The sequence below is a fragment of the Streptomyces sp. R-07 genome (assembly GCF_049913175.1).
GTDB lineage: Bacteria > Actinomycetota > Actinomycetes > Streptomycetales > Streptomycetaceae > Streptomyces.
Genome location: NZ_CP183978.1, coordinates 5,194,683 through 5,214,946 on the forward strand (window position 1 = coordinate 5,194,683; position 20,264 = coordinate 5,214,946).

General features: G+C 72.3%; 19 protein-coding genes and 1 tRNA gene. 17 read left to right on the forward strand and 3 right to left on the reverse strand.

Annotated elements, in window-relative coordinates:
• Positions 1 to 389: 389 nt before the first annotated feature.
• From ACN9M0_RS23900 to ACN9M0_RS23945, 10 genes are all read left to right on the forward strand, one after another.
• Complete coding sequence (locus ACN9M0_RS23900) at positions 390 to 611, forward strand: hypothetical protein (RefSeq protein ID WP_366036316.1); 222 nt, start codon at positions 390 to 392, stop codon at positions 609 to 611.
• An 18-nt stretch (positions 612 to 629) separates the two neighbouring features.
• Positions 630 to 1,703 carry a peptidoglycan recognition protein family protein gene (locus tag ACN9M0_RS23905; protein ID WP_426404168.1) on the forward strand — a complete coding sequence of 358 codons (1,074 nt, stop codon included), beginning with the start codon at positions 630 to 632 and terminating at the stop codon, positions 1,701 to 1,703.
• The gene (locus ACN9M0_RS23910; RefSeq protein WP_426404169.1) at positions 1,660 to 2,160 is read left to right on the forward strand and encodes a peptidoglycan-binding domain-containing protein; all 501 of its coding nucleotides are present in this window, start codon (positions 1,660 to 1,662) and stop codon (positions 2,158 to 2,160) included. Before ACN9M0_RS23905 ends, ACN9M0_RS23910 begins: the two co-directional genes overlap by 44 nt.
• Positions 2,161 to 2,363: 203 nt before the next feature.
• Positions 2,364 to 3,356 (forward strand): helix-turn-helix domain-containing protein, encoded by a 993-nt coding sequence (locus tag ACN9M0_RS23915; protein ID WP_399701111.1) that lies wholly within the window; start codon positions 2,364 to 2,366, stop codon positions 3,354 to 3,356.
• Positions 3,357 to 3,453: 97 nt separating this feature from the next.
• Positions 3,454 to 5,082, forward strand: a complete 1,629-nt coding sequence (locus tag ACN9M0_RS23920; RefSeq protein WP_426404170.1) for a peptide ABC transporter substrate-binding protein — start codon at positions 3,454 to 3,456, stop codon at positions 5,080 to 5,082.
• Positions 5,083 to 5,174: 92 nt separating this feature from the next.
• The gene (locus ACN9M0_RS23925; RefSeq protein ID WP_366036321.1) at positions 5,175 to 6,098 is read left to right on the forward strand and encodes an ABC transporter permease; all 924 of its coding nucleotides are present in this window, start codon (positions 5,175 to 5,177) and stop codon (positions 6,096 to 6,098) included.
• Positions 6,091 to 7,092 carry an ABC transporter permease gene (locus ACN9M0_RS23930; protein WP_366036322.1) on the forward strand — a complete coding sequence of 334 codons (1,002 nt, stop codon included), beginning with the start codon at positions 6,091 to 6,093 and terminating at the stop codon, positions 7,090 to 7,092. Before ACN9M0_RS23925 ends, ACN9M0_RS23930 begins: the two co-directional genes overlap by 8 nt.
• 6 nt (positions 7,093 to 7,098) lie before the next feature.
• Entirely contained in the window at positions 7,099 to 8,082 is a 984-nt protein-coding gene (locus ACN9M0_RS23935) for an ABC transporter ATP-binding protein (RefSeq protein WP_366036323.1), read from the forward strand.
• Positions 8,075 to 9,130, forward strand: coding sequence for an ABC transporter ATP-binding protein (locus ACN9M0_RS23940; RefSeq protein WP_366036324.1), 1,056 nt, complete (start codon positions 8,075 to 8,077; stop codon positions 9,128 to 9,130). Before ACN9M0_RS23935 ends, ACN9M0_RS23940 begins: the two co-directional genes overlap by 8 nt.
• Positions 9,131 to 9,307: 177 nt before the next feature.
• Positions 9,308 to 10,246 (forward strand): hypothetical protein, encoded by a 939-nt coding sequence (locus ACN9M0_RS23945; RefSeq protein WP_426404171.1) that lies wholly within the window; start codon positions 9,308 to 9,310, stop codon positions 10,244 to 10,246.
• Positions 10,247 to 10,286: 40 nt separating this feature from the next.
• On the opposite strand, the gene ACN9M0_RS23950 is transcribed toward ACN9M0_RS23945, so the two are convergent.
• Positions 10,287 to 12,443, reverse strand: coding sequence for an alpha/beta fold hydrolase (locus ACN9M0_RS23950; protein ID WP_426404172.1), 2,157 nt, complete (start codon positions 12,441 to 12,443; stop codon positions 10,287 to 10,289).
• Between the two features lie 177 nt (positions 12,444 to 12,620).
• Here ACN9M0_RS23950 and ACN9M0_RS23955 point away from each other — a divergent pair, with 177 nt between their 5' ends.
• The 5 genes from ACN9M0_RS23955 to ACN9M0_RS23975 all read left to right on the forward strand — a co-directional run bounded on the left by ACN9M0_RS23955 (position 12,621) and on the right by ACN9M0_RS23975 (position 16,646).
• Positions 12,621 to 12,815, forward strand: a complete 195-nt coding sequence (locus ACN9M0_RS23955) for a hypothetical protein (RefSeq protein WP_345485825.1) — start codon at positions 12,621 to 12,623, stop codon at positions 12,813 to 12,815.
• A gap of 35 nt (positions 12,816 to 12,850) precedes the next feature.
• Positions 12,851 to 13,741 carry an N-acetyl-1-D-myo-inositol-2-amino-2-deoxy-alpha-D-glucopyranoside deacetylase gene (mshB, locus tag ACN9M0_RS23960; RefSeq protein WP_366036327.1) on the forward strand — a complete coding sequence of 297 codons (891 nt, stop codon included), beginning with the start codon at positions 12,851 to 12,853 and terminating at the stop codon, positions 13,739 to 13,741.
• Entirely contained in the window at positions 13,738 to 14,109 is a 372-nt protein-coding gene (locus ACN9M0_RS23965; protein ID WP_426404173.1) for a DUF6113 family protein, read from the forward strand. Before mshB ends, ACN9M0_RS23965 begins: the two co-directional genes overlap by 4 nt.
• 175 nt (positions 14,110 to 14,284) lie before the next feature.
• Positions 14,285 to 16,456: a hypothetical protein gene (locus tag ACN9M0_RS23970; protein ID WP_426404174.1), complete on the forward strand. Its 2,172-nt coding sequence runs from the start codon at positions 14,285 to 14,287 to the stop codon at positions 16,454 to 16,456.
• A gap of 115 nt (positions 16,457 to 16,571) precedes the next feature.
• Positions 16,572 to 16,646 (forward strand) — tRNA-Ala (locus ACN9M0_RS23975).
• Between the two features lie 48 nt (positions 16,647 to 16,694).
• On the opposite strand, the gene ACN9M0_RS23980 is transcribed toward ACN9M0_RS23975, so the two are convergent.
• Both ACN9M0_RS23980 and ACN9M0_RS23985 read right to left on the reverse strand, forming a co-directional pair.
• Positions 16,695 to 17,609, reverse strand: a complete 915-nt coding sequence (locus tag ACN9M0_RS23980) for a transglutaminase-like domain-containing protein (protein WP_366036330.1) — start codon at positions 17,607 to 17,609, stop codon at positions 16,695 to 16,697.
• Positions 17,606 to 18,607 carry a GNAT family N-acetyltransferase gene (locus ACN9M0_RS23985; RefSeq protein ID WP_426404175.1) on the reverse strand — a complete coding sequence of 334 codons (1,002 nt, stop codon included), beginning with the start codon at positions 18,605 to 18,607 and terminating at the stop codon, positions 17,606 to 17,608. The genes ACN9M0_RS23980 and ACN9M0_RS23985 overlap by 4 nt, the downstream gene beginning before the upstream one ends.
• A 112-nt stretch (positions 18,608 to 18,719) precedes the next feature.
• On the opposite strand from ACN9M0_RS23985, the gene fdxA reads away from it, so the two are divergent.
• Both fdxA and dapC read left to right on the forward strand, forming a co-directional pair.
• Positions 18,720 to 19,040, forward strand: coding sequence for a ferredoxin (gene fdxA, locus ACN9M0_RS23990; RefSeq protein ID WP_015035968.1), 321 nt, complete (start codon positions 18,720 to 18,722; stop codon positions 19,038 to 19,040).
• A gap of 83 nt (positions 19,041 to 19,123) precedes the next feature.
• A complete protein-coding gene (gene dapC, locus ACN9M0_RS23995; protein WP_366036333.1) occupies positions 19,124 to 20,242 on the forward strand; it encodes a succinyldiaminopimelate transaminase in 1,119 nt (372 codons plus the stop codon).
• Positions 20,243 to 20,264: the final 22 nt, after the last annotated feature.

Sequence of the window (20,264 nt, forward strand, 5' to 3'; positions counted from 1 at the left end):
GCCCGAGAGGCCCCCGGCCACCCGCAAGGGTGCCGGGGGCCTTTTGCGTGCCCGGGGGGCGTCCCGGGCGCTTCCCGCGCGACGGCGACGGGCGACGGCGACGGGCGACGGCGACGGACGACGGGCGACGGGGACGTCCCACGGCACGGGCGTACGGGTGTCCCGTTCCTGTCTCGCCCCCCGGGCCCGTCCCGTGAACCCGACGGGACGTCGTCTCCCGTCCGTTCCCGCTGCCTCGAACGTTGGGACCCCCGGCCGTACCGGCCCCGCCGACGGGACGGAGACGGTACGGCCGGGACGCCCGGGACAGCGGGCGGGACTGGCAGCGTGTGCCCCAGCACAGCCCAACGGCCGCCCGCCGCCCACGACTTCCGGACGAGGAGTCACCCGTGAACGCACTGACCCGCAAGCTCGCCACCGTCGGTTCGGCCCTCGCGCTCGCCGCGTCCGGCCTGCTGTTCGCGTCCTCCCCGGCCTCGGCCGCCACCTCCTGCTACGGGCCCTCCCGCGACGGCCTCGACCCGGCCACCACCGTCTGCCAGAACGACGTCCCGCACCGTGCGGTGCGCGCCTACGACACCCTCCAGACCCACTGCACCAGCAGTCACTGAGCTGAGGACCGCATCACCATGACCCCGGTCACCGAACCGAACCCCCGCCGCCGGACCTTCCTCACCGGCGGGCTCGCGCTCGGCGCCGCGACCGTGCTGCCCCTGTGGGCGACCGGCCAGGCGCGGGCCGCGAGCGGGCCCGCCATCGCGGACACCACCGCGTGGGGCGCCCGTCCGTCGAGCAGCCCGGTGCGGGTCCTGTCGACCCCGCCGCAGAAGATCATCGTGCACCACACGGACACGCCCAACACGACCGACTACTCGCAGGCCCAGGCGTTCCAGCTCGCCCGTTCCATGCAGGACTGGGCGATGGACGACCGCCACTGGATCGACACGGGCCAGCACTTCACCGTCTCCCGCGGCGCATACGTCCTGGAGGGCCGGCACAGCAGCCTGGCCGCGCTCCAGGGCGGCACCCAGACCGTGGAGTCGGCGCACTGCACCGGGCAGAACACCATCGCCATCGGCATCGAGAACGAGGGCACCTACACCACGGTCGACCCGCGCGGCGAGCAGTACGCGAAGCTGGTCGAACTGTGCGCGTACATCTGCCGCCAGTACGGGCTGCGCGCCTACCAGATCTACGGGCACCGGGACTTCAACGCCACCGAGTGCCCCGGCGACCGCCTGTACGCGATGCTCCCGCAGCTGCGGCGGGACGTCGCCGCCCGCATCGGCGGGGACCCGACGGCGCCGGTGTGGCCGCTGCTGCACAACGGCGACACCGGGGACGGGGTCCGCGCACTCCAGTACCTGCTCGTCCGGCGCGGCGCCACGATCACCGTGGACGGCGGCTTCGGCCCGGCCACCGAGAAGGCCGTACGGGACTTCCAGACGCTGGTGACCGCGACCGCCGACGGCTACGCCGGCAACCAGACCTGGCACCAACTCGTCGTGCCCGTACGGCAGGGCGACACCGGCGAGGCCGTCAAGGCCGTCCAGCTCCTGCTCACGGCCAAGGGCGTCCCGACCGACGTGGACGGCACCTTCGGCCCCGGCACGCTGGCGTCGGTCGCCACCTTCCAGAGCACGGTCGGTCTGTCCGCCGATGGCCTGGCCGACGCGCGCACCTTCGGCCGCCTCCTCGCCTGATCCGAGCCGTCCCGCCCGAGGAGAATGCGCCGTCACGTCGTCGACCACCTGGTCGCTCCGCCCCGCGCGCGGGGCGTTCCCGCTCGCGGCCCTCGCCGCGCTGCTTGTGCTCATCGGCCTGGACACGCCCGCGCACGCCCTCGCCGGCGCGTCCGTCCCCACCCGGAGCAAGGGCAACCGGGGCTCGGACGTCACCGCCCTCCAGTACCTGCTCAACGGGCAGGGCGCGCAGCTCGCCGCCGACGGCGTCTTCGGCGCGGGCACCGACACCGCCGTCCGGTCCTTCCAGTCCTCCCGCGGCCTGGACGCGGACGGCATCGTCGGCCCGGACACCTGGTGGGCTCTGGTCACCGGCTCCTCCGGCGGCAGCGGCGGCCTACAAGCCGGACTTCGCCGCGACCAGCTGCCTCAGCACCTAGGTCACCGGCACGTTCGCCCACTCCGGCACCCGCGGTGACGGCGCCGCCCTCTAGACCGCTCCCTTAGACCGCTCCCTCGGGCAACGTCTACGCCCGCGAGAGCAGCCACTGGGATGTGACCTTGCTCAACTGACGTGCTCCCCGGCGCCGCACCGGACCGGGCGACGCCGAATATGTCATGTCCGCGCGATACTCTCCCCGTTCATGCAGGTGTTCAATCAGCTGAACGGGGGGAGATCTTGTGTTCGATGAGGAGGGATACGGCTCCGAGTCGTCGGGCGGGGCGCACGACCGGCTCGCGGCCCGGATGCGTGCCGTGAAGGAACGGTCGGGGCTCAGCTACGGAAGGCTGGCCGGCAAGACCCACTACAGCCGCTCCTCCTGGGAACGGTTCCTCAACGGCAAGCAGTTGCCGAGCCGGGTCGCGGTCGAGGAGTTCGCCGCGGCGGTGGGGGAGGACAAGGAGCCGCTGATCGCGCTCCTCGACGAGGTGCTCTCGGGTGAGCGCACCGGCCTCGCCTCCGGGCGAGGACCTGCACAAGGGCCCGGATCCGATGTGGAGATCGCCGCCGCTCCCGGCCCCGCCGCCCTGGTGGCCACCGCCGTCCTCGTACCCGCCCCGGACCCGGTGGTGTCGTCTCCCCCACGGGCGGCAGCGCAGGAGGAGCCGGGGTTCTGGCGGCGCAAGGCGGCCGCGTGGCTGCCCGCCGGACGTGCCCTCGGGTACGTCACCCTCGGAGCGCTCCTCGGCACCGTGGCCAGCGTCCTCGTTCTCGCCCCCGCCGGTGCCGGGCAGGGCGGCGAGAAGGGCGGGAGCGCCGCCCGGCCGGCGGCGTCCGCCGGTGCCGGCCAGAGCACCTCGGCCGCCGGGACCATCAAGGTCGGCTGTTCGAGCGACACCTGTCTGCGCCGCGAGCCGCAGGCCATGGACTGCCAGTGGGACGCCACCACCGTGCGGCAGACGTGGCTGCGCGGCTTGCAGATCGAGCTGCGCTACAGCGCCGCGTGCCAGGCCGTGTGGGGGCGCATCGAGGGCGGGACCATCGACGACTCCGTGACCATCAAGGACCACGGCGGCAACGAGCTGACGGCGCAGATCCGCGTGGAGCACGACACGTACACCCGGATGCTCGCCGTCGCGGCCGACCGTCCCTGGCAGGAGGTGACGATCTGCGGCACGATCCCCCGCTTCCACGAGCGGGAGTGCTCGCCGAGGGGTGCCGTGCAGCCGTGACGGGCTTCCACGGACAGGTGCCGTAAAGATGCGTCCTCGTCAGGCTTGGGGTGATATTGGGGCCTAAGTCAGACTTGGGACATATGGGAGGCACTCCATGCGCGGAGCCACGCACGCCAAGTGGGCCGCACTGGCCACCGCCGTCGCCCTCGCGGCGACGGCCTGTGGCGGCGGTGACAGTGGTGGTGGCGGCGGAGGGGCCGACGGCATCGTGAGTTCCTCGTGGGGCGACCCGCAGAACCCGCTGGAGCCCGCCAACACCAACGAGGTCCAGGGAGGCAAGGTCCTGTCCATGATCTTCCGGGGGCTCAAGCAGTACGACCCGAAGACCGGCGAGGCCAAGGACATGCTCGCCGAGAAGATCGAGACCACGGACTCGATGAACTTCACCATCACGGTGAAGAGCGGCTGGACCTTCTCCAACGGCGAGAAGGTCACCGCGAAGTCGTTCGTCGACGCCTGGAACTACGGCGCGAGCCTGAAGAACAACCAGAAGAACGCCACCTTCTTCGGTCAGATCGCGGGCTACGACCAGGTCCATCCCGATCAGGGCACGGCCACGGCCGAGACGATGTCCGGTCTCAAGGTCGTCAACGACAACACCTTCACGGTCAAGCTCACCCAGAAGTTCTCGACCTGGCCGGACACCCTCGGCTATGCCGCCTTCTCCCCGCTGCCCCAGGCCTTCTTCGCCGACCACGCCGCCTGGCTCTCCAAGCCCGTCGGCAACGGTCCGTACACCATCGACTCCTACTCCAAGGGCTCGCAGATGGCCCTGAAGAAGTGGGACGCCTACCCCGGCCCCGACAAGGCCCAGAACGGCGGCATCACCCTCAAGGTCTACACCGACAACAACACCGCCTACACGGACCTCACGGCCGGCAACCTCGACCTTGTCGACGACGTGCCGGCCGCGCAGCTGAAGAACGTCTCCGCCGACCTCGGCGGCCGGTACATCAACGAACCCGCCGGCATCATCCAGACCCTGTCCTTCCCGTTCTACGACCCCGCGTGGAACAAGCCGGGCCAGGAGAAGCTCCGGCAGGGCCTCTCCATGGCGATCAACCGCCAGCAGATCACCGAGACGATCTTCCAGAAGACCCGTACCCCCGCCGTCGACTGGACCTCCCCGGTGCTCGGCGCGGACGGCGGCTTCAAGGACGTCTGCGGCGACTTCTGCAAGTACGACGCGGCCCAGGCCAAGAAGCTCGTCGCCGAGGGCGGCGGCATCCCCGGCGGCACGATGACGATCTCGTACAACGCCGACACGGGCTCCCACAAGGAGTGGGTGGACGCCGTCTGCAACTCCATCAACAACGCGCTCGGCAACAACAGGGCCTGCGTCGGCAACCCGATCGGCACCTTCGCCGACTTCCGCAGCCAGGTCAGCACGCAGAAGATGAAGGGCCCGTTCCGGGCCGGCTGGCAGATGGACTACCCGCTCATCCAGAACTTCCTCCAGCCGCTGTACTACACCAACGCCTCCTCCAACGACGGCAAGTACTCCAACCCGGAGTTCGACAAGCTGGTCAACGAGGCCAACGCCGAGACCGACACCTCGAAGGCCGTCGGGCTCTTCCAGCAGGCCGAGGGAGTCCTCCGGGACGACATGGGCGCCATCCCGCTCTGGTACCAGAACGGCAGCGCCGGCTACTCGGACCGGGTCGAGAACGTGACCCTGAACCCCTTCAGCGTCCCCGTCTACGACCAGATCAAGGTCAAGTGACGCCGTAGCAGTTCGGCGGTGTACGGCCCGGGCCGCGGACCCCCGCACCGGGCCGTACGCCGTCCCGCAACCCACCCTTCCTGGAGGCTTCCGTGGGTCGATACGTGATCCGGCGGCTGCTGCAGATGATCCCGGTCTTCTTCGGCGCCACGCTGTTGATCTTCCTGATGGTGAACGTGATGGGCGACCCCATCGCCGGTCTGTGCGGCGACCGCGCCTGCGACCCGGCGACCGCCGCCCAGCTGGAGAAGGAGTTCGGCCTCGACAAGCCGGTCTGGCAGCAATACCTGACCTACATGGGCAACGTCTTCACCGGAGACTTCGGCACCGCCTTCAACGGCCAGCCCGTCACCGAACTGATGGCCACCGCCTTCCCCGTCACCATCCGGCTGACCATCGTCGCCATCTTCTTCGAGATCATCATCGGCATCACCCTCGGCGTCGTCACCGGCCTCAAGCGCGGCCACCCCGTCGACACCTCGGTGCTGCTGCTGACCCTGGTCGTCCTCTCCATCCCGACCTTCGTCACCGGCCTGCTCGCCCAGCTCCTCCTCGGCGTCGAATGGGGCTGGATCGATCCGGCGGTCTCGCCCGAGGCGCCCTTCAACGAACTGATCGTCCCCGGCCTCGTCCTCGCGTCCGTCTCGCTCGCGTACGTCACCCGGCTCACCCGGACCTCCATCGCCGAGAACAAGCGCGCCGACTACGTCCGCACGGCCGTCGCCAAGGGCCTGCCGCGCCGCCGGGTCGTCACCCGGCACCTGCTGCGCAACAGCCTCATCCCCGTGGTGACCTTCATCGGCGCCGACATCGGCGCGCTCATGGGCGGCGCCATTGTCACCGAACGGATCTTCAACATCCACGGCGTCGGCTTCCAGCTCTATCAGGGCATCGTCCGCCAGAACACCCAGACGGTCGTCGGCTTCGTGACCATCCTCGTCCTGGTGTTCCTGATGGCCAACCTCCTCGTCGACCTTCTGTACGCCGTCCTTGACCCGAGGATCCGCTATGCCTGAGCAGCCCTATGAGCCGCTGGAGTCGTACGGCGAGGAAGGACGCGCCGTGGCCTCGACCGGAGCCGGAGGCGCCGCCGACCTCGGCACGCAGGAGGCGGAGACGCTGGAGAAGACACCGGGCGGACCCGAAGGAACCGGCGCCGACAAGAAGCCCCGCTCCCTCTGGTCCGACGCCTGGCACGACCTGCGCCGCAACCCGATCTTCATCATCTCCGCGCTCGTCATCCTCTTCCTGGTCGTCATCTCCATCTGGCCCCAGCTGATCGCCTCCGGAGACCCCCTCGACTGCGACCTGGCCAAGGCCCAGGAGGGTTCCCAGCCCGGCCACCCCTTCGGCTTCAACGGCCAGGGCTGCGACGTCTACACCCGCGTCGTCTACGGCGCCCGCACCTCCGTCACCGTCGGCGTCTGCGCCACCCTCGGCGTCGCGATCCTCGGCGGCGTCCTCGGCGGACTCGCCGGCTTCTACGGCGGCGGGTGGGACGGCGTCCTCTCCCGGATCACCGACGTCTTCTTCGCCATCCCGGTCGTCCTCGGCGGTCTCGTCTTCCTCTCCGTGGTCAGCAGCGCCACCGTCTGGCCCGTCATCGGCTTCATGGTGCTGCTCGGCTGGCCCCAGATCTCCCGCATCGCGCGCGGCTCGGTCATCACCGCCAAACAGAACGACTACGTCCAGGCGGCCCGGGCCCTCGGCGCCTCCAACTCCCGGATGATGCTCCGGCACATCACCCCGAACGCCGTCGCCCCCGTGATCGTCGTCGCCACCATCGCCCTCGGCACGTACATCGCGCTCGAAGCGACCCTGTCGTACCTCGGCGTCGGCCTCAAGCCGCCCACCGTCTCCTGGGGCATCGACATCTCCTCGGCGTCGCAGTACATCCGCAACGCGCCCCACATGCTGCTCTGGCCGGCCGGCGCGCTCGCCGTCACCGTGCTCGCGTTCATCATGCTCGGCGACGCGGTGCGCGACGCCCTCGACCCGAAGCTGAGGTAGGGACCCATGCTGCTCGAAGTGCGCGACCTGCACGTGGAGTTCCACACCCGGGACGGGGTGGCCAAGGCGGTCAACGGCGTCAACTACTCCGTCGACGCGGGGGAGACCCTCGCCGTCCTCGGCGAGTCCGGCTCCGGCAAGTCCGTCACCGCCCAGGCCGTCATGGGCATCCTCGACATCCCGCCGGGGAAGATCAGCAGCGGCGAGATCCTCTTCCAGGGCCAGGACCTCCTGAAGCTCAAGGAGGAGGAGCGGCGCAAGGTCCGCGGCGCCAAGATGGCGATGATCTTCCAGGACGCGCTGTCCTCCCTCAACCCCGTCATCAGCGTCGGCGACCAGCTCGGCGAGATGTTCCAGGTCCACAAGGGGATGTCGCGCAAGGACTCCAAGGCCAAGGCCGTCGAGCTGATGGACCGGGTCCGCATCCCCGCCGCCAAGGAACGCGTCGGCCAGTACCCCCACCAGTTCTCCGGCGGCATGCGCCAGCGCATCATGATCGCGATGGCGCTCGCCCTCGAACCCGAACTGATCATCGCCGACGAGCCCACCACCGCCCTCGACGTCACCGTCCAGGCCCAGGTCATGGACCTCCTCGCCGAGCTCCAGCGCGAGCTCAACATGGGCCTCATCCTCATCACCCACGACCTCGGCGTCGTCGCCGACGTCGCCGACAAGATCGCCGTCATGTACGCGGGCCGGATCGTCGAAGAGGCCCCGGTCCACGAGATCTACAAGGCCCCCGCCCACCCCTACACCCGGGGCCTGCTCGACTCCATCCCGCGCCTCGACCAGAAGGGCCAGGAGCTCTACGCGATCAAGGGCCTCCCACCCAACCTGCTCGCCATCCCGCCCGGCTGCGCCTTCAACCCGCGCTGCCCCCTGGCCCAGGACGTCTGCCGGACCGACGAGCCGCCGCTGTACGACGTGACCGAGTCCCCGGTGCCGCGCGCCAGCGCCTGCCACTTCTGGAAGGAGTGCCTCCATGGCTGAGGCGATTCTCGAAGTCCGGGACCTCCACAAGCACTACCCGCTGACCCGGGGCATCCTCTTCAAGAAGCAGGTCGGCGCCGTCAGGGCCGTGGACGGGGTCGACTTCGATCTCGCCGCCGGCGAGACCCTCGGCATCGTCGGAGAATCCGGCTGCGGCAAGTCCACGGTCGCCAAGATGCTGGTCAACCTGGAACGGCCGACGTCCGGATCCATCAAGTACCGGGGCGACGACATCGCCACACTGTCGCCCAAGGCCCTCAAGGCCGTCCGCCGCAACATCCAGATGGTCTTCCAGGACCCGTACACCTCGCTGAACCCGCGCATGACGGTCGGCGACATCATCGGCGAGCCGTACGAGATCCACCCCGAGGTCGCCCCCAAGGGCGACCGGCGCCGCAAGGTGCAGGACCTCCTCGACGTCGTCGGCCTCAACCCCGAGTACATCAACCGCTATCCGCACCAGTTCTCCGGCGGTCAGCGCCAGCGCATCGGCATCGCCCGCGGCCTCGCCCTCCAGCCCGAGATCATCGTCGCGGACGAGCCGGTCTCCGCCCTCGACGTCTCCGTCCAGGCGCAGGTCATCAACCTCCTCGACAGCCTGCAGTCGGAGTTCTCCCTCTCGTACGTCTTCATCGCCCACGACCTGTCGATCGTGCGCCACATCTCCGACCGCGTCGGCGTCATGTACCTCGGCCGGATCGTCGAGATCGGCACCGACGCCCAGATCTACGACCACCCCACCCACCCCTACACCCAGGCGCTGCTCTCCGCGGTGCCCGTCCCCGACCCCGAGGCGCGCGCCCACCGCGAGCGGATCATCCTCACCGGCGACGTCCCCTCCCCGGCCAACATCCCCTCCGGCTGCCGCTTCCGCACCCGCTGCTGGAAGGCCCAGGAACGCTGCACCCTGGAAGTCCCGCTCCTCGCCGTCCCGGCCGTCTTCCGCCTCACCGACACCCCCGCGAAACACGACTCGGCCTGCCACTTCGCCGAGGAGAAGCAGGTCGTCCCGCCGGAGAACGGCGAAGCCGGGCCCCAAGAGCCGTAACGCGCGGGCAACTCCTCGGAAGCGGTTCCGATATACGGACAGGGCAGGGTCGTCGACGTACGGCCGTGCGGGTGCCGTGAGCCGGCCGGGACGCGCCATGCGCCCCGGCCGGCTGCCCGCCCACTGTTCATGCGGAACCGCTTGTTTCGGTCGGTCGCGACCGTGAGTATCGGGGCCGTGACTGTGACACGACCGGCACGTCTCACCGGCGCCGCGCTCTGCGCCGCGCTCGCCCTCATCGCCGCCGTGTGGATCCTCCAGGACGTCGCCGCGCTCGGCTCGCCCGCCGACCTCGCGTGGTACTGGGCCGGGGACCACCACTTCCTGATCCGGGGGCGGTCCACCACCTCCCTGATCGACCCCGTCCTCCTCGCCGCCTACGCCGCCACCGTCGTCGCCGCACTCCGCTCACGGCACGCGGCCGCCGCGCTCGCAGCGGCCGGCGCCGTCACCCTCGCCCTGCGCCTCCCCGGGCTCTGGGCGACCGGGAGCGGCGCCCTCGTCACCGCCCTCCTCGAACTCGCCCTCGCCGCCGGGCTCGTCCTCACCGCCGTCGTCGGCCGCAGCCCGGCGGACGCCCCGTACGAGCGGACGCCCGCCCGCCCCCGTACCGGCCCCGCCGTCACCGCCGGGATCCTCCTCGCGACCGCCGCGCTCGTCGTGACCCTGTGGGAGCTGTACTGGGCCGGCGAACTGCCCCTGGAGATCACCGTCGACCGGTTCACCGGCGGCCGCTCCATCGTCAGACCCGCCCTCGCGCCCCCGCCCGGCTGGCTCTCGGCGATCACCGCCGGGCTGTACGGCACGGCCGCCGTCTCCGGCCTCCTACGGGCCCGCCACGCCCGCGCCTTCGGTCTCCTCGCCGCCGTGTTCCTGACGGCGGGAGGCCTCGGAGGGGTCGCCCGCGCCGTCCGGTACGAGACCCTCACGCGCCTCGGCGACCTCACCCCCCTGGACACGGCGGACGTCCTCACCGCCGTCTTCGAGCTGCTCGCCGGCCTCGCGGTGCTCGTGCTCCTCGCCGGGCGCGACGCCCCCGCCGCCGCGCCCGCACCGTACCCGCCGGGCGGGATGCGGCCCCCGGCCCCGCCCCGCCCGACACCGCCCGGCTGGTGACTCAGGGCCTGCCTTTCGGGTCGGGCCGGGCTCGCGGGGCCTAGCGCCTGATGCCGAGGGACCGCTTCAGGAAGTCCACCTGGAGCAGCAGCAGGTTCTCCGCCACCTGCTCCTGCGGCGTCATGTGCGTCACCCCGGACAGCGGCAGCACCTCGTGCGGCCGGCCCGCCGCGAGCAGTGCGGACGAGAGCCGCAGCGCGTGCCCCACCACCACGTTGTCGTCGGCGAGGCCGTGCACGATCATCATCGGCCGGGCCGGCTCCTCCGGCGCCGACAGACCGTCGTCGGTCAGCAGCGACTGCGCCGCGTACACCTCGGGGTCGTCCTGCGGGGTGCCGAGGTACCGCTCCGTGTAGTGCGTGTCGTACAGCCGCCAGTCCGTCACCGGCGCCCCGACCACGGCCGCGTGGAAGACGTCAGGCCGCTGGATCGCCGCCCGGGCCGCCAGATAGCCGCCGTACGACCAGCCGCGGATCGCCACCCGGTCCAGGTCGAGCGGGAACCGGCCGGCGAGCCCCCGGAGCGCCTCCACCTGGTCGTCGAGCGTCACCGCGAAGTCCCGCAGGACCGACTTCTCCCAGGCGGGGGAGCGGCCCGGCATGCCCCGCCCGTCCGCCACGACCACCGCGAAGCCCTGGTCGGCGAACCACTGCGAGGTCAGGTGGGGGTTGTGCGCGGCGAGCACCCGCTGCCCGTGCGGACCGCCGTACGGATCCAGCAGGACCGGCAGCGGCCCGTCCCCCTCCTCGTACCTCGAGGGCAGCAGCACCGCGCACGGGATCCGCCGGGCCCCCGCCTCCGTCAGCCGCACCCGGGCGGAGATCACCGGCCGCTGGGCGTACGAGGCCACCACCGCGACCCGCTCGCCGTCCCGCAGCACCCGCGCCACGCTCCCCGGCTCCTCCGGCCGTGCCGACACCAGCACGGTCACCGGACCCGAGCGGACCGCGCCGTGCACGCCGACGCCCTCGGAGAGCCGCTCCGCGCCCGCGCCGGTCACCCGGTACACATGGATCTCGCCGGTCTCCGGCTCCGCCGCCGCACCCGCCGAGGCCGACACGAGGACGTCGTCCGCCCCGATGTCCAGCACCGCCCGGACGTGCAGCTCCGCGCCCGTCCACGCCTCCTCCCCGACGGCGAGGACACGGGCCCCGCCCTCGTCCGTGACCCGGACGAGCCCGCCGCCCGGCCCCCACGCCGGCACCCCGTGGTGCAGCTCCAGCCACGCCGGGTCCGTCTCCGCCCGCACGGTCGCGGTGCTGCCCGACTCCGGGTCCACCGCCAGGAACAGCTGCTCCCGCTGGTCCCGCGTCTGCACGAGCAGCAGCGGCGCCCCGGCCGCCGACCAGTGCACCCGCGCCAGGTACGGATACCGCTCACGGTCCCACACCACCTCCGTACGGGACCCGTCCAGGCCCACGACGAACAGCCGCACCTCCGCGTTGGCCGTCCCCGCCGCCGGGTACCCCACCCGCTGCGGCTCCCGCTCCGGGTGCGCCGGGTCCGCGATCCACCAGCGCCGTACCGCCCGGTCGTCCGCCCGCGCGACGAGCAGCCGGTCCGAGCCGGGCGACCACCAGTGGCCGCGCTCCCGCCCCATCTCCTCCGAGGCGATGAATTCGGCCAATCCGTAGGAGACGTGCTCGTCCTCCGGGACGGCCAGCGCGCGGTCGCCCGCGCCGTCCGCGCCCACCACCCGCAGGGCGCCCTCCGCCAGGTACGCGACGAACCGCCCGTCCGGCGAGGGACGGGGGTCGATCACCGGCCCCGGCACCGCCAGCTCCCGCGCCGTCCCCGCCCGCAGCTCCGCCGTGAACAGCCGCCCGGACAGCGCGAACGCGGCCAACTCCACGGCCGCGTCCACCGCGTACGCCACGATCCCGGCCGAGCCCTCCCGGCTCCGCTCCCGGCGCGCCCGCTCCTGCGGCGACAGCTCCTCGTCCGCGCCCGCGAGCAGCGCCGCCGGGTCGGCGGCCGTCCGCTCCCCGGGCCGACCGTCCCGGGGCAGATCGAGCACCCAGAGCCGGTGCGAACGGTCCGTCCCCGCACCGGATCTGACGAACACCACGCGCTCCCCGTCCGGGGAGACCGAGAATCCACGCGGAACCCCCAGGGTGAACCGCTGGGTCCGGGCGTGCTGGCGGGGGAAGGAGAGCTCGGCCGAGGGTGTGGCCGGCTGCTGCGAAGACGAGGTCATGCGGCTGAAACTAGCGCCGTGCGCCCCCCTCGTGCCTCCGTCCGCCGATCGATGCGGCCGCACGGATAGTTATGATCCGTAGCGCTAGGTGGGTATGCATCGGACTGACATGCCCTCTGGCACATGCTGATCGACCGAACCGCTCGAATATCCGACCGAAGGTGGAGGTGAACCGCCGTGGCACTCTCGATCTCCGTGGTGGTGCTGCTGGCGATCGTCGTCTTCCTGCTGATCCGGAAATCCGGGCTGAAGGCTGGACATGCGGCGGTCTGCGCGCTCCTGGGCTTCTACCTGGCGAGCTCGTCCATCGCCCCGTCCATCAGCACCCTCACCACGAACGTCGCGAGCATGATCGGCGGCCTCAAGTTCTGACCTCGCTCCCGGCCTGACCTCGTAGGGTGGGGGGCATGTCCGATCTCCCCGCCCGCCGTCTGCTGCTCGTGCACGCGCACCCGGACGACGAGTCGATCAACAACGGCGCCACCATGGCCAGGTACGCGGCCGAGGGCGCCCTCGTCACCCTGGTCACCTGCACCCTCGGCGAGGAGGGCGAGGTCATCCCGCCCGGTCTCGCCCATCTGGCCCCCGACCGGGAGGACCGGCTCGGTCCGCACCGCGTCGGCGAACTCGCCGCCGCGATGACCGAGCTGGGCGTCACCGACCACCGCTTCCTCGGCGGCCCCGGCCGCTTCCGCGACTCCGGGATGATGGGCGCCGAGCAGAACAAGCGCGCCAACGCCTTCTGGAACACCGAGGTCGACACCGCGGCCCCCCACCTCGTCGAGGTGATCCGCGAGACCCGCCCGCAGGTCCTGATCACCTACGACCCCGACGGCGGATACGGCCACCCCGACCACATCCAGGCCCACCGGGTCGCCACCCGCGCCGCCGAACTCGCCGCCGACCCGGACTACCGCCCCGACCTCGGACCGGCCCACACGATCGCCAAGATCTACTGGAACCGCGTCCCGCGCCCCGTCGCCGAGGCCGGATTCGCCCGCCTCCGCGCCGAGGGCTCCGCCTTCCCGGCCGTCGCCGAGATCGACGACGTCCCCGGTGTCGTCGACGAGGACCGGATCACCGCCGAGATCGCCGCCGACCCCGCGTACACGGCCCGCAAGAGCGCCGCGATGGCCGCCCACGCCACCCAAGTCGCCGTCGACGGTCCCTTCTTCGCCCTCTCCAACGACCTCGGCCAGCCGATCTTCACCACCGAGTACTACGAACTGGTCCAGGGCACCTCCGGCGCCCCCGCGGGCGAACGCGAGACGGACCTCTTCGCGGGGGTCACCGCATGAGCACCACCACGCCGACCCCGTCCCCGGGCGTCCGGTACGCCCTGTACGGCGCCCTGCTCGTCCTCGGCGCCCTCGTCGGCATCGCCGGATCCCTCGTCCAAGCCGCCTGGTTCCCCGGCGGCTTGCTCCTCGCGCTCCTCGCCACCACCGGCCTCTTCTACGGAGGGCTCCGCGCCACCGGCACCCAGGTCGGCGTCGCCTCCGCCGGCGCCGGCTGGCTCGTCGCCGTCATCCTGCTCAGCCTCGGACGGCCCGAGGGCGACGGGGTGTTCGGCGGAGGCGGCGGCGAGCTCCTCTTCCTCTTCGGAGGCATGGCGCTCGCTGTGATGTGCGCCACTCTGCCCCAGCTGTCCCGACCGGCCCCGTGAACAGGACGACTTGAGACCGCGGACGCCCTGACTTCGGCCGGATTGCCCGTCGTCCTCCGCCCAGGGGTCGGGTATGAGTCGGCGGCGGCCAGTATGGTGGTGCCGCCGCCGAACCGCCCGGGTCAACACGAGCATCAGCAAGAGCGGGCGGTGGAGCCAACCGGGAGATCCTGCTTTGAGTCGTGAAACTGGTCGAGAGACTGACAGTTCGTCCTCCGGCGCCCAGGGGCGCGGTGGAGCCGCGTACCCCTCGGGTACCCCGCCGTACGGATCCCGCCAGTATCCGTCGCTCCACCCCACGCAGGACGCGCCGGAGGAGCCCTCCGCCGCGCCCGCGCCGCCGGAGGAGCCCAAGACCGAGACGACGCTGACGACCCGGATCCGGATCAACATCCCGGGTTCGCGTCCGATCCCGCCCGTCGTGGTCCGCAAGACGGTCAACGAGGCGCCCGCCCCGGACCCCGAGCCGGCGCCCGCTCCCGTCGTGGAGCCGGAGCCCGAGCCGGTGGCCGTGGCCCCGGAGCCCCCGCGGGCGGCCGACGAGGCCCCGCAGGCGCCGAAGGCGAAGGAGACGAGCGACTGGTTCGCCCCCCGCAAGGCGGCGCCCCCGAGCCCGGCTCCCACGCCCGCCCCGGCCCCGGCCGCCAAGCCCGCCCCCGGTCCGGCCGGACCGGACGCCCCGGGCACGGGCTTCGCGGGCTCGGCGACGTCGGGCGTCCCGACGGTCGGCACCACCCCGTCGAGCCGCCCGGTCACCCCGGCCGCGCAGACACCGCCGGGCAACCCGCTGTACGAGAGCGGGACGCCTGCGGCCGGCACGCCGATGTACGACGGGACGCCCGCGGGCGGTACCCCCATGTACGACGGGACCCCTGCGGGCGGCACCCCGATGTACGACGGGACGCCCGCCGCCGGTACGCCCATGTACACCGGCACCCCGGCCGCCGGCACGCCCGCGTACCGCGGTCCGGGCGGCCCCGTCGGCCAGGGCGGCCCGGGGGCACCGGGCGGCCGGAGGACCCCCGCGGCGCCCACCGGCCCCACCACGGGCCCGGTCACCGGCACCGCCTCCCTCGGCGGCCCCGCCAACGCCCCCCGTCCCTTCGGCGGCGGCCAGGGCGCGGGCTCCCCGTTCGCGGCCGGCGGCGCGCCCCGCATGTCCGACGACACGGCGATACTGACGCCGCAGCAGCCCGCCCCTGGCCCGAACTCCGGACCGGGCATGACGCCGTCCGACAACGGCGCCCACGTCTCCGGGGACACGCTCACCAGCGGCATCCCCGTGGTCCCGCCGACGGCGGCCCGCCCGAACCTGACCCCGCGCATCGAGGAGCAGGCGTCCCCGGCCCCCGCGCCGGCACCGCGCCAGGCACCGGCGGCCGGGCGAGCCCCGGCGAAGAAGGGCCGCTCCAAGCTGGTCCTGGCCGCCGTCGGCGTCGTCGGCCTGGCCGGCGTCGCGTACGGCGCGGGACTGCTCCTGAACCACTCCGAGGTCCCGAAGGGCACCACGGTGCTCGGGGTGGACATCGGCGGCGGCACGAAGGAGGAGGCCGTCGACAAGCTGGACGCGGCGCTCGGCAAGCGCGCCACCGCGCCGCTCCAGCTCGGCGTCGGCGGCAAGAAGGTCCAGCTGGCCCCGGACAAGGCGGGCCTGGCGCTCGACAGCCAGGAGACCGTCCGCGCGGCGGCGGGCAGCGACTACAACCCGGTGTCGGTCATCGGCTCGCTGTTCGGCGGCGAGCGGGTCGCCAGGCCGGTCTTCCCGGTCGACGAGGAGAAGCTCGCCGTCGCCCTGACCGACCTGGCCGGCTCGTCCGCCTCGGCGAGCGAGGGCACGATCCTCTTCGCGCCGAACAAGGTGACCCCGGTCGAGGGCAAGCCCGGCAAGGGTCTGGACGTCCAGCGCTCGATGATCTCGGTACGGGACGCCTTCCGCGCCCAGGTCGAGACGGGCCAGGGCAAGCTGGTCGAGCTGCCGGTCACCGAGCGGCAGCCCAGCATCACCAAGGCCGAGCTGGACCGGGCGATGAAGGAGTTCGCGACGCCCGCCATGTCCGGCCTGATCAGGATCCAGGCCGGCGGCAAGCACATCGACTTCGGTCCGGCGCGCTCGCTGCCGCAGATCCTGTCGATGAAGGCGGTCGACGGCCGGCTGGTCGAGGTCTACGACAAGAAGGCGATCGAGCGGCTCCTCGAAGGCACCTTCGACGGCGTCATGATCACCAAGGGCGACGGCACCAAGCACCAGGTCTCCGCCGACGACGTGGCCTTCGTGATGCGCGACGCCCTCATGGGCAAGACCCTCGCGGAACGCACGAAGACGATCGACCTCAGCGGCGAGGGCTGACCGCCCCCGCTCCCGCACCCGAGCCCCCGTCCCGCCCCGGTACGGGGGCTCGCGCGTACCCCTGGCAAAACGGGTCGCCGGGCCGAGCGGGGCTCGCGTAGGGTGACGGACAAGGGCGGGGTCGTAGCACAGAGGTAATGCGCCGCGATGGCATCTCGGAGGACGCCGGTTCGAATCCGGTCGCCCCGCCCCCCTTCTTCTCCCAGGGCCTGATCCGGCCTGATCGGCAGGACACCCCCTAGTTGAGCAGCGCCCTCGCCGCCTGCGCCCGGCGGCGGATCGTCGTCGCCGAGTCCGGGTCCACCGCGTCCATCACCCGCGCGTACGCCTCCATCTCCACCGCGCCCGTGAGGAAATCCCCGCGCTGGACGAGCAGCTCGGCCCGTTCGTAGCGGAGCCTCGCCGGGTGGGAGGGGAGCAGCAGGGCGAGCTCCACCGCCCACAGGGCCACGTCGGAGCGCTCGGGGCGGGGGGCCGCCCAGGCCCGGATGTTGTTGAGGATCCGCAGGACGATGGCGCCGGGCTCGGCGGGGCGGAGCATCGAGCGGTCGAGGGCCTCGCCCGTCGCGCTCGCCACCAGGAGTTCGGCGTCCGTGCCGGTCATGGCCCGCCCGCCCGCGAACGGGTCGGCGAGGTTCAGGTCGGCCGGGTCGCCGAAGCCCACGACGAAGTGGCCGGGCAGCCCGAGCCCGTACACGGGGGCGCCGGCCCGGCGGGCGACCTCCATCCAGACGACGGACAGCAGGATGGGCAGGCCGCGGCGGCGCCGGAGCACCTCGTGCAGCAGGGAGGACTCCAGCCGCTGGTAGTCGGCGGGCACGCCCTCGAAGCCCTCGTGGCGGCCGAGGAGCGCGGCGAGCTCGGCGGCCCAGTCGCCGGTGATCCGGGTCGCGTACGGGACGAGCCCGGCGAGGCGGTCGAGCTCGATCTCGGCCTCGTCGAGGTCGCGCCGGGTGACGGCGGGGTCGGCGACCGCGCCGATCAGCAGGCAGAGCCGGGCGAGGTCGGGCCGCTCGGCCCGGGCCTCCTCGGCGAACTCCCGCCGCCAGTCGACCGGACCCGCCTCGTCGGAGGCACCTTCCGGTACGTCCTCCGGGTCCCCGTCGTCCCGTCCGCCGCCCCGTCCGCCCGGTGGTGGTACGTCCTCCGTCACGCCTCGGCCCATCGGTAGTGGTGGTAGTGGTGGTGGGTCGCGAAGCCCATCCCGTCGTAGAGCGCCCGCGCGCCGTCGTTGTCCGCCTCCACCTGGAGCCAGGACGCCGACGCGCCCTCGTCGAGCGCCTGGCGGGCGAGCGCCGTCATGACGGACGTCGCCAGCCCCCGGCGTCGCTGCTCGGGGTCGACCTCGACTGCCATGAAGCCGGCCCAGCGGCCGTCGACGACACAGCGTCCGATCGCCGCCGGTACCTCTCCCGTGCCCGCGACGGACGCGAACCACACACTCGGGCCGGACGCGAGGACGGACCGGACGGCGGGGCTCGCCTCCTCGAAGCGCTGGTAGCGGCGCAGCCACGCCTCGTCGACCGTCCGGGAGAGGCGTACGGCGGAGATGTCGGCGTCCAGGTCGCCGATCGGGGCGAGCGCCCCGATGCGCACCTCGGCGGACACCTCGCGCCGCCAGCCGTGCCGGTCGAGGTCGGCGCACAGCAGCTCCTGGGTGCCCTCGGCGCCCGTGGCGGTCTGGATGTACGGGGGCAGCCCGCGGGCCGCGTACCACGCGCGTACGTGCGTCAGGGCCTCGGCGACCGGCAGCCCCGGATCACCGAGCGGGAGGACGGAGTTGGCGCGGCGGGTGAAGCCGTCGGAGGCCCGCAGGGTCCACTCGCCGAGGGCTTCGCTCTCGACCGGCCGCCACGCGCGCGCGGTGGCGCGGGCGAGCTCCGGGAAGGTGGCCGAGGGGCCGCGCCGGCGGGCCGGGGCGGCCGGGACGATCTTCCCCGCGGCCAGCGCGGATTCCGCGATCCGGACGCTCTCGCCGCTCTTTCGTGTGATCAGCAGCACACCGGTGTCCCATGATGTGAGAACTCCGACCGCGTCGGTGAACTTCTCACCCGGTTCCGCCGAGTCCGTCACGTACCGAACGGAGACACGTTTTCCCACGTCAGCGCTGGTGATTCGCACCTCAAGACGCCCTCCGCCGGTGATTTCCACAGCTTCTCCGCCCCTCCTGTTCGGATCGCCCCCAAGAACGGAGATACTAGGTGCGGGCATCGACGACGCCGCGCTCCCGCGCAGACCAGCCCTATCGAGGAGGAACGACAGCGTGACCTACGTCATCGCGCAGCCTTGTGTCGACGTCAAGGACAAGGCGTGCATCGAGGAGTGCCCCGTCGACTGCATCTACGAGGGCAAGCGGTCCTTGTACATCCACCCGGACGAATGCGTCGACTGCGGGGCCTGTGAGCCGGTCTGCCCGGTCGAGGCGATCTTCTACGAGGACGACACCCCGGAGGAGTGGAAGGACTACTACAAGGCGAACGTCGAGTTCTTCGACGAGCTCGGTTCGCCCGGTGGTGCCTCCAAGCTCGGCGAGATCGAGCGCGACCACCCCTTCATCGCCGCCCTGCCGCCGCAGAACGGCTGATTCATTCGCCCTCGGTCCCGTACGGCCTCGCCGCTGTACGGGACCGAAGCGTTTTCCGTACGTACGAGGAAGTGAGCCAACCCGTGAGCGCAGTTTCTTCGCGCCTGCCCGTCTTCCCCTGGGACAAGCTGGAGCCGTACAAGAAGACGGCCCTGGCGCACCCGGACGGAATCGTCGACCTCTCCGTCGGTACGCCCGTGGACCCGGTCCCGGCGCTGATCCAGGAGGCCCTGGTCGCGGCGGCGGACTCGCCGGGCTATCCCACGGTGTGGGGGACGAAGGAGCTGCGGGACGCGCTCACCGGCTGGTGCGAGCGGCGCCTGGGCGCGGTGGACTTCGCCCACGAGAACGTGCTGCCGGTGGTCGGGTCCAAGGAGCTGGTGGCCTGGCTGCCGACGCAGCTGGGGCTCGGCGCGGGCGACGTGGTCGCCTACCCGCGGCTCGCGTACCCGACGTACGAGGTCGGCGCGCGGCTCTGCGGCGCGACGCCCGTCGTCTACGACACGGAGACACTGGCGGCTGGCGCCGCGGGGACGGAGCTGGACCCGGCGGGCCTGAAGCTCCTCTGGCTCAACTCCCCGTCCAACCCGACCGGCAAGGTCCTCGCCAAGGACGAGCTGACCCGGATCGTGGCCTGGGCCCGCGAGCACGGCGTCCTCGTCTTCTCCGACGAGTGCTACCTGGAGCTGGGCTGGGAGGCCGATCCGGTCTCGGTCCTGCACCCGGACGTCTGCGGTGGTTCGTACGAGGGGATCGTCGCGGTCCACTCGCTGTCCAAGCGCTCCAACCTGGCGGGCTACCGGGCCGCGTTCATCGCGGGCGACGCGGCCGTCCTGGGCGAGCTGCTGCAGATCCGCAAGCACGGCGGCATGATGACCGCGGCCCCGGTGCAGGCGGCGACGGTCGCGGCGCTCGGCGACGACGCGCACGTGGCCGAGCAGCGGGAGCGGTACGCGGCCCGCCGGGCGGCGCTGCGGGCGGCCCTGGAGGGGCACGGCTTCCGGATCGAGCACAGCGAGGCGAGCCTGTACCTGTGGGCGACGCGGGACGAGCCGTGCTGGGAGACGGTGGCCTACCTGGCGGAGAAGGGCGTCCTGGTGGCGCCCGGCGACTTCTACGGCGAGGCCGGGGAGCGCTTCGTGCGGGTGGCGTTCACGGCGACGGACGAGCGGGTCGAGGCCGCGGTCAAGCGCCTGGGCTGAGCACGCGCGCGAGGGCCCGGGG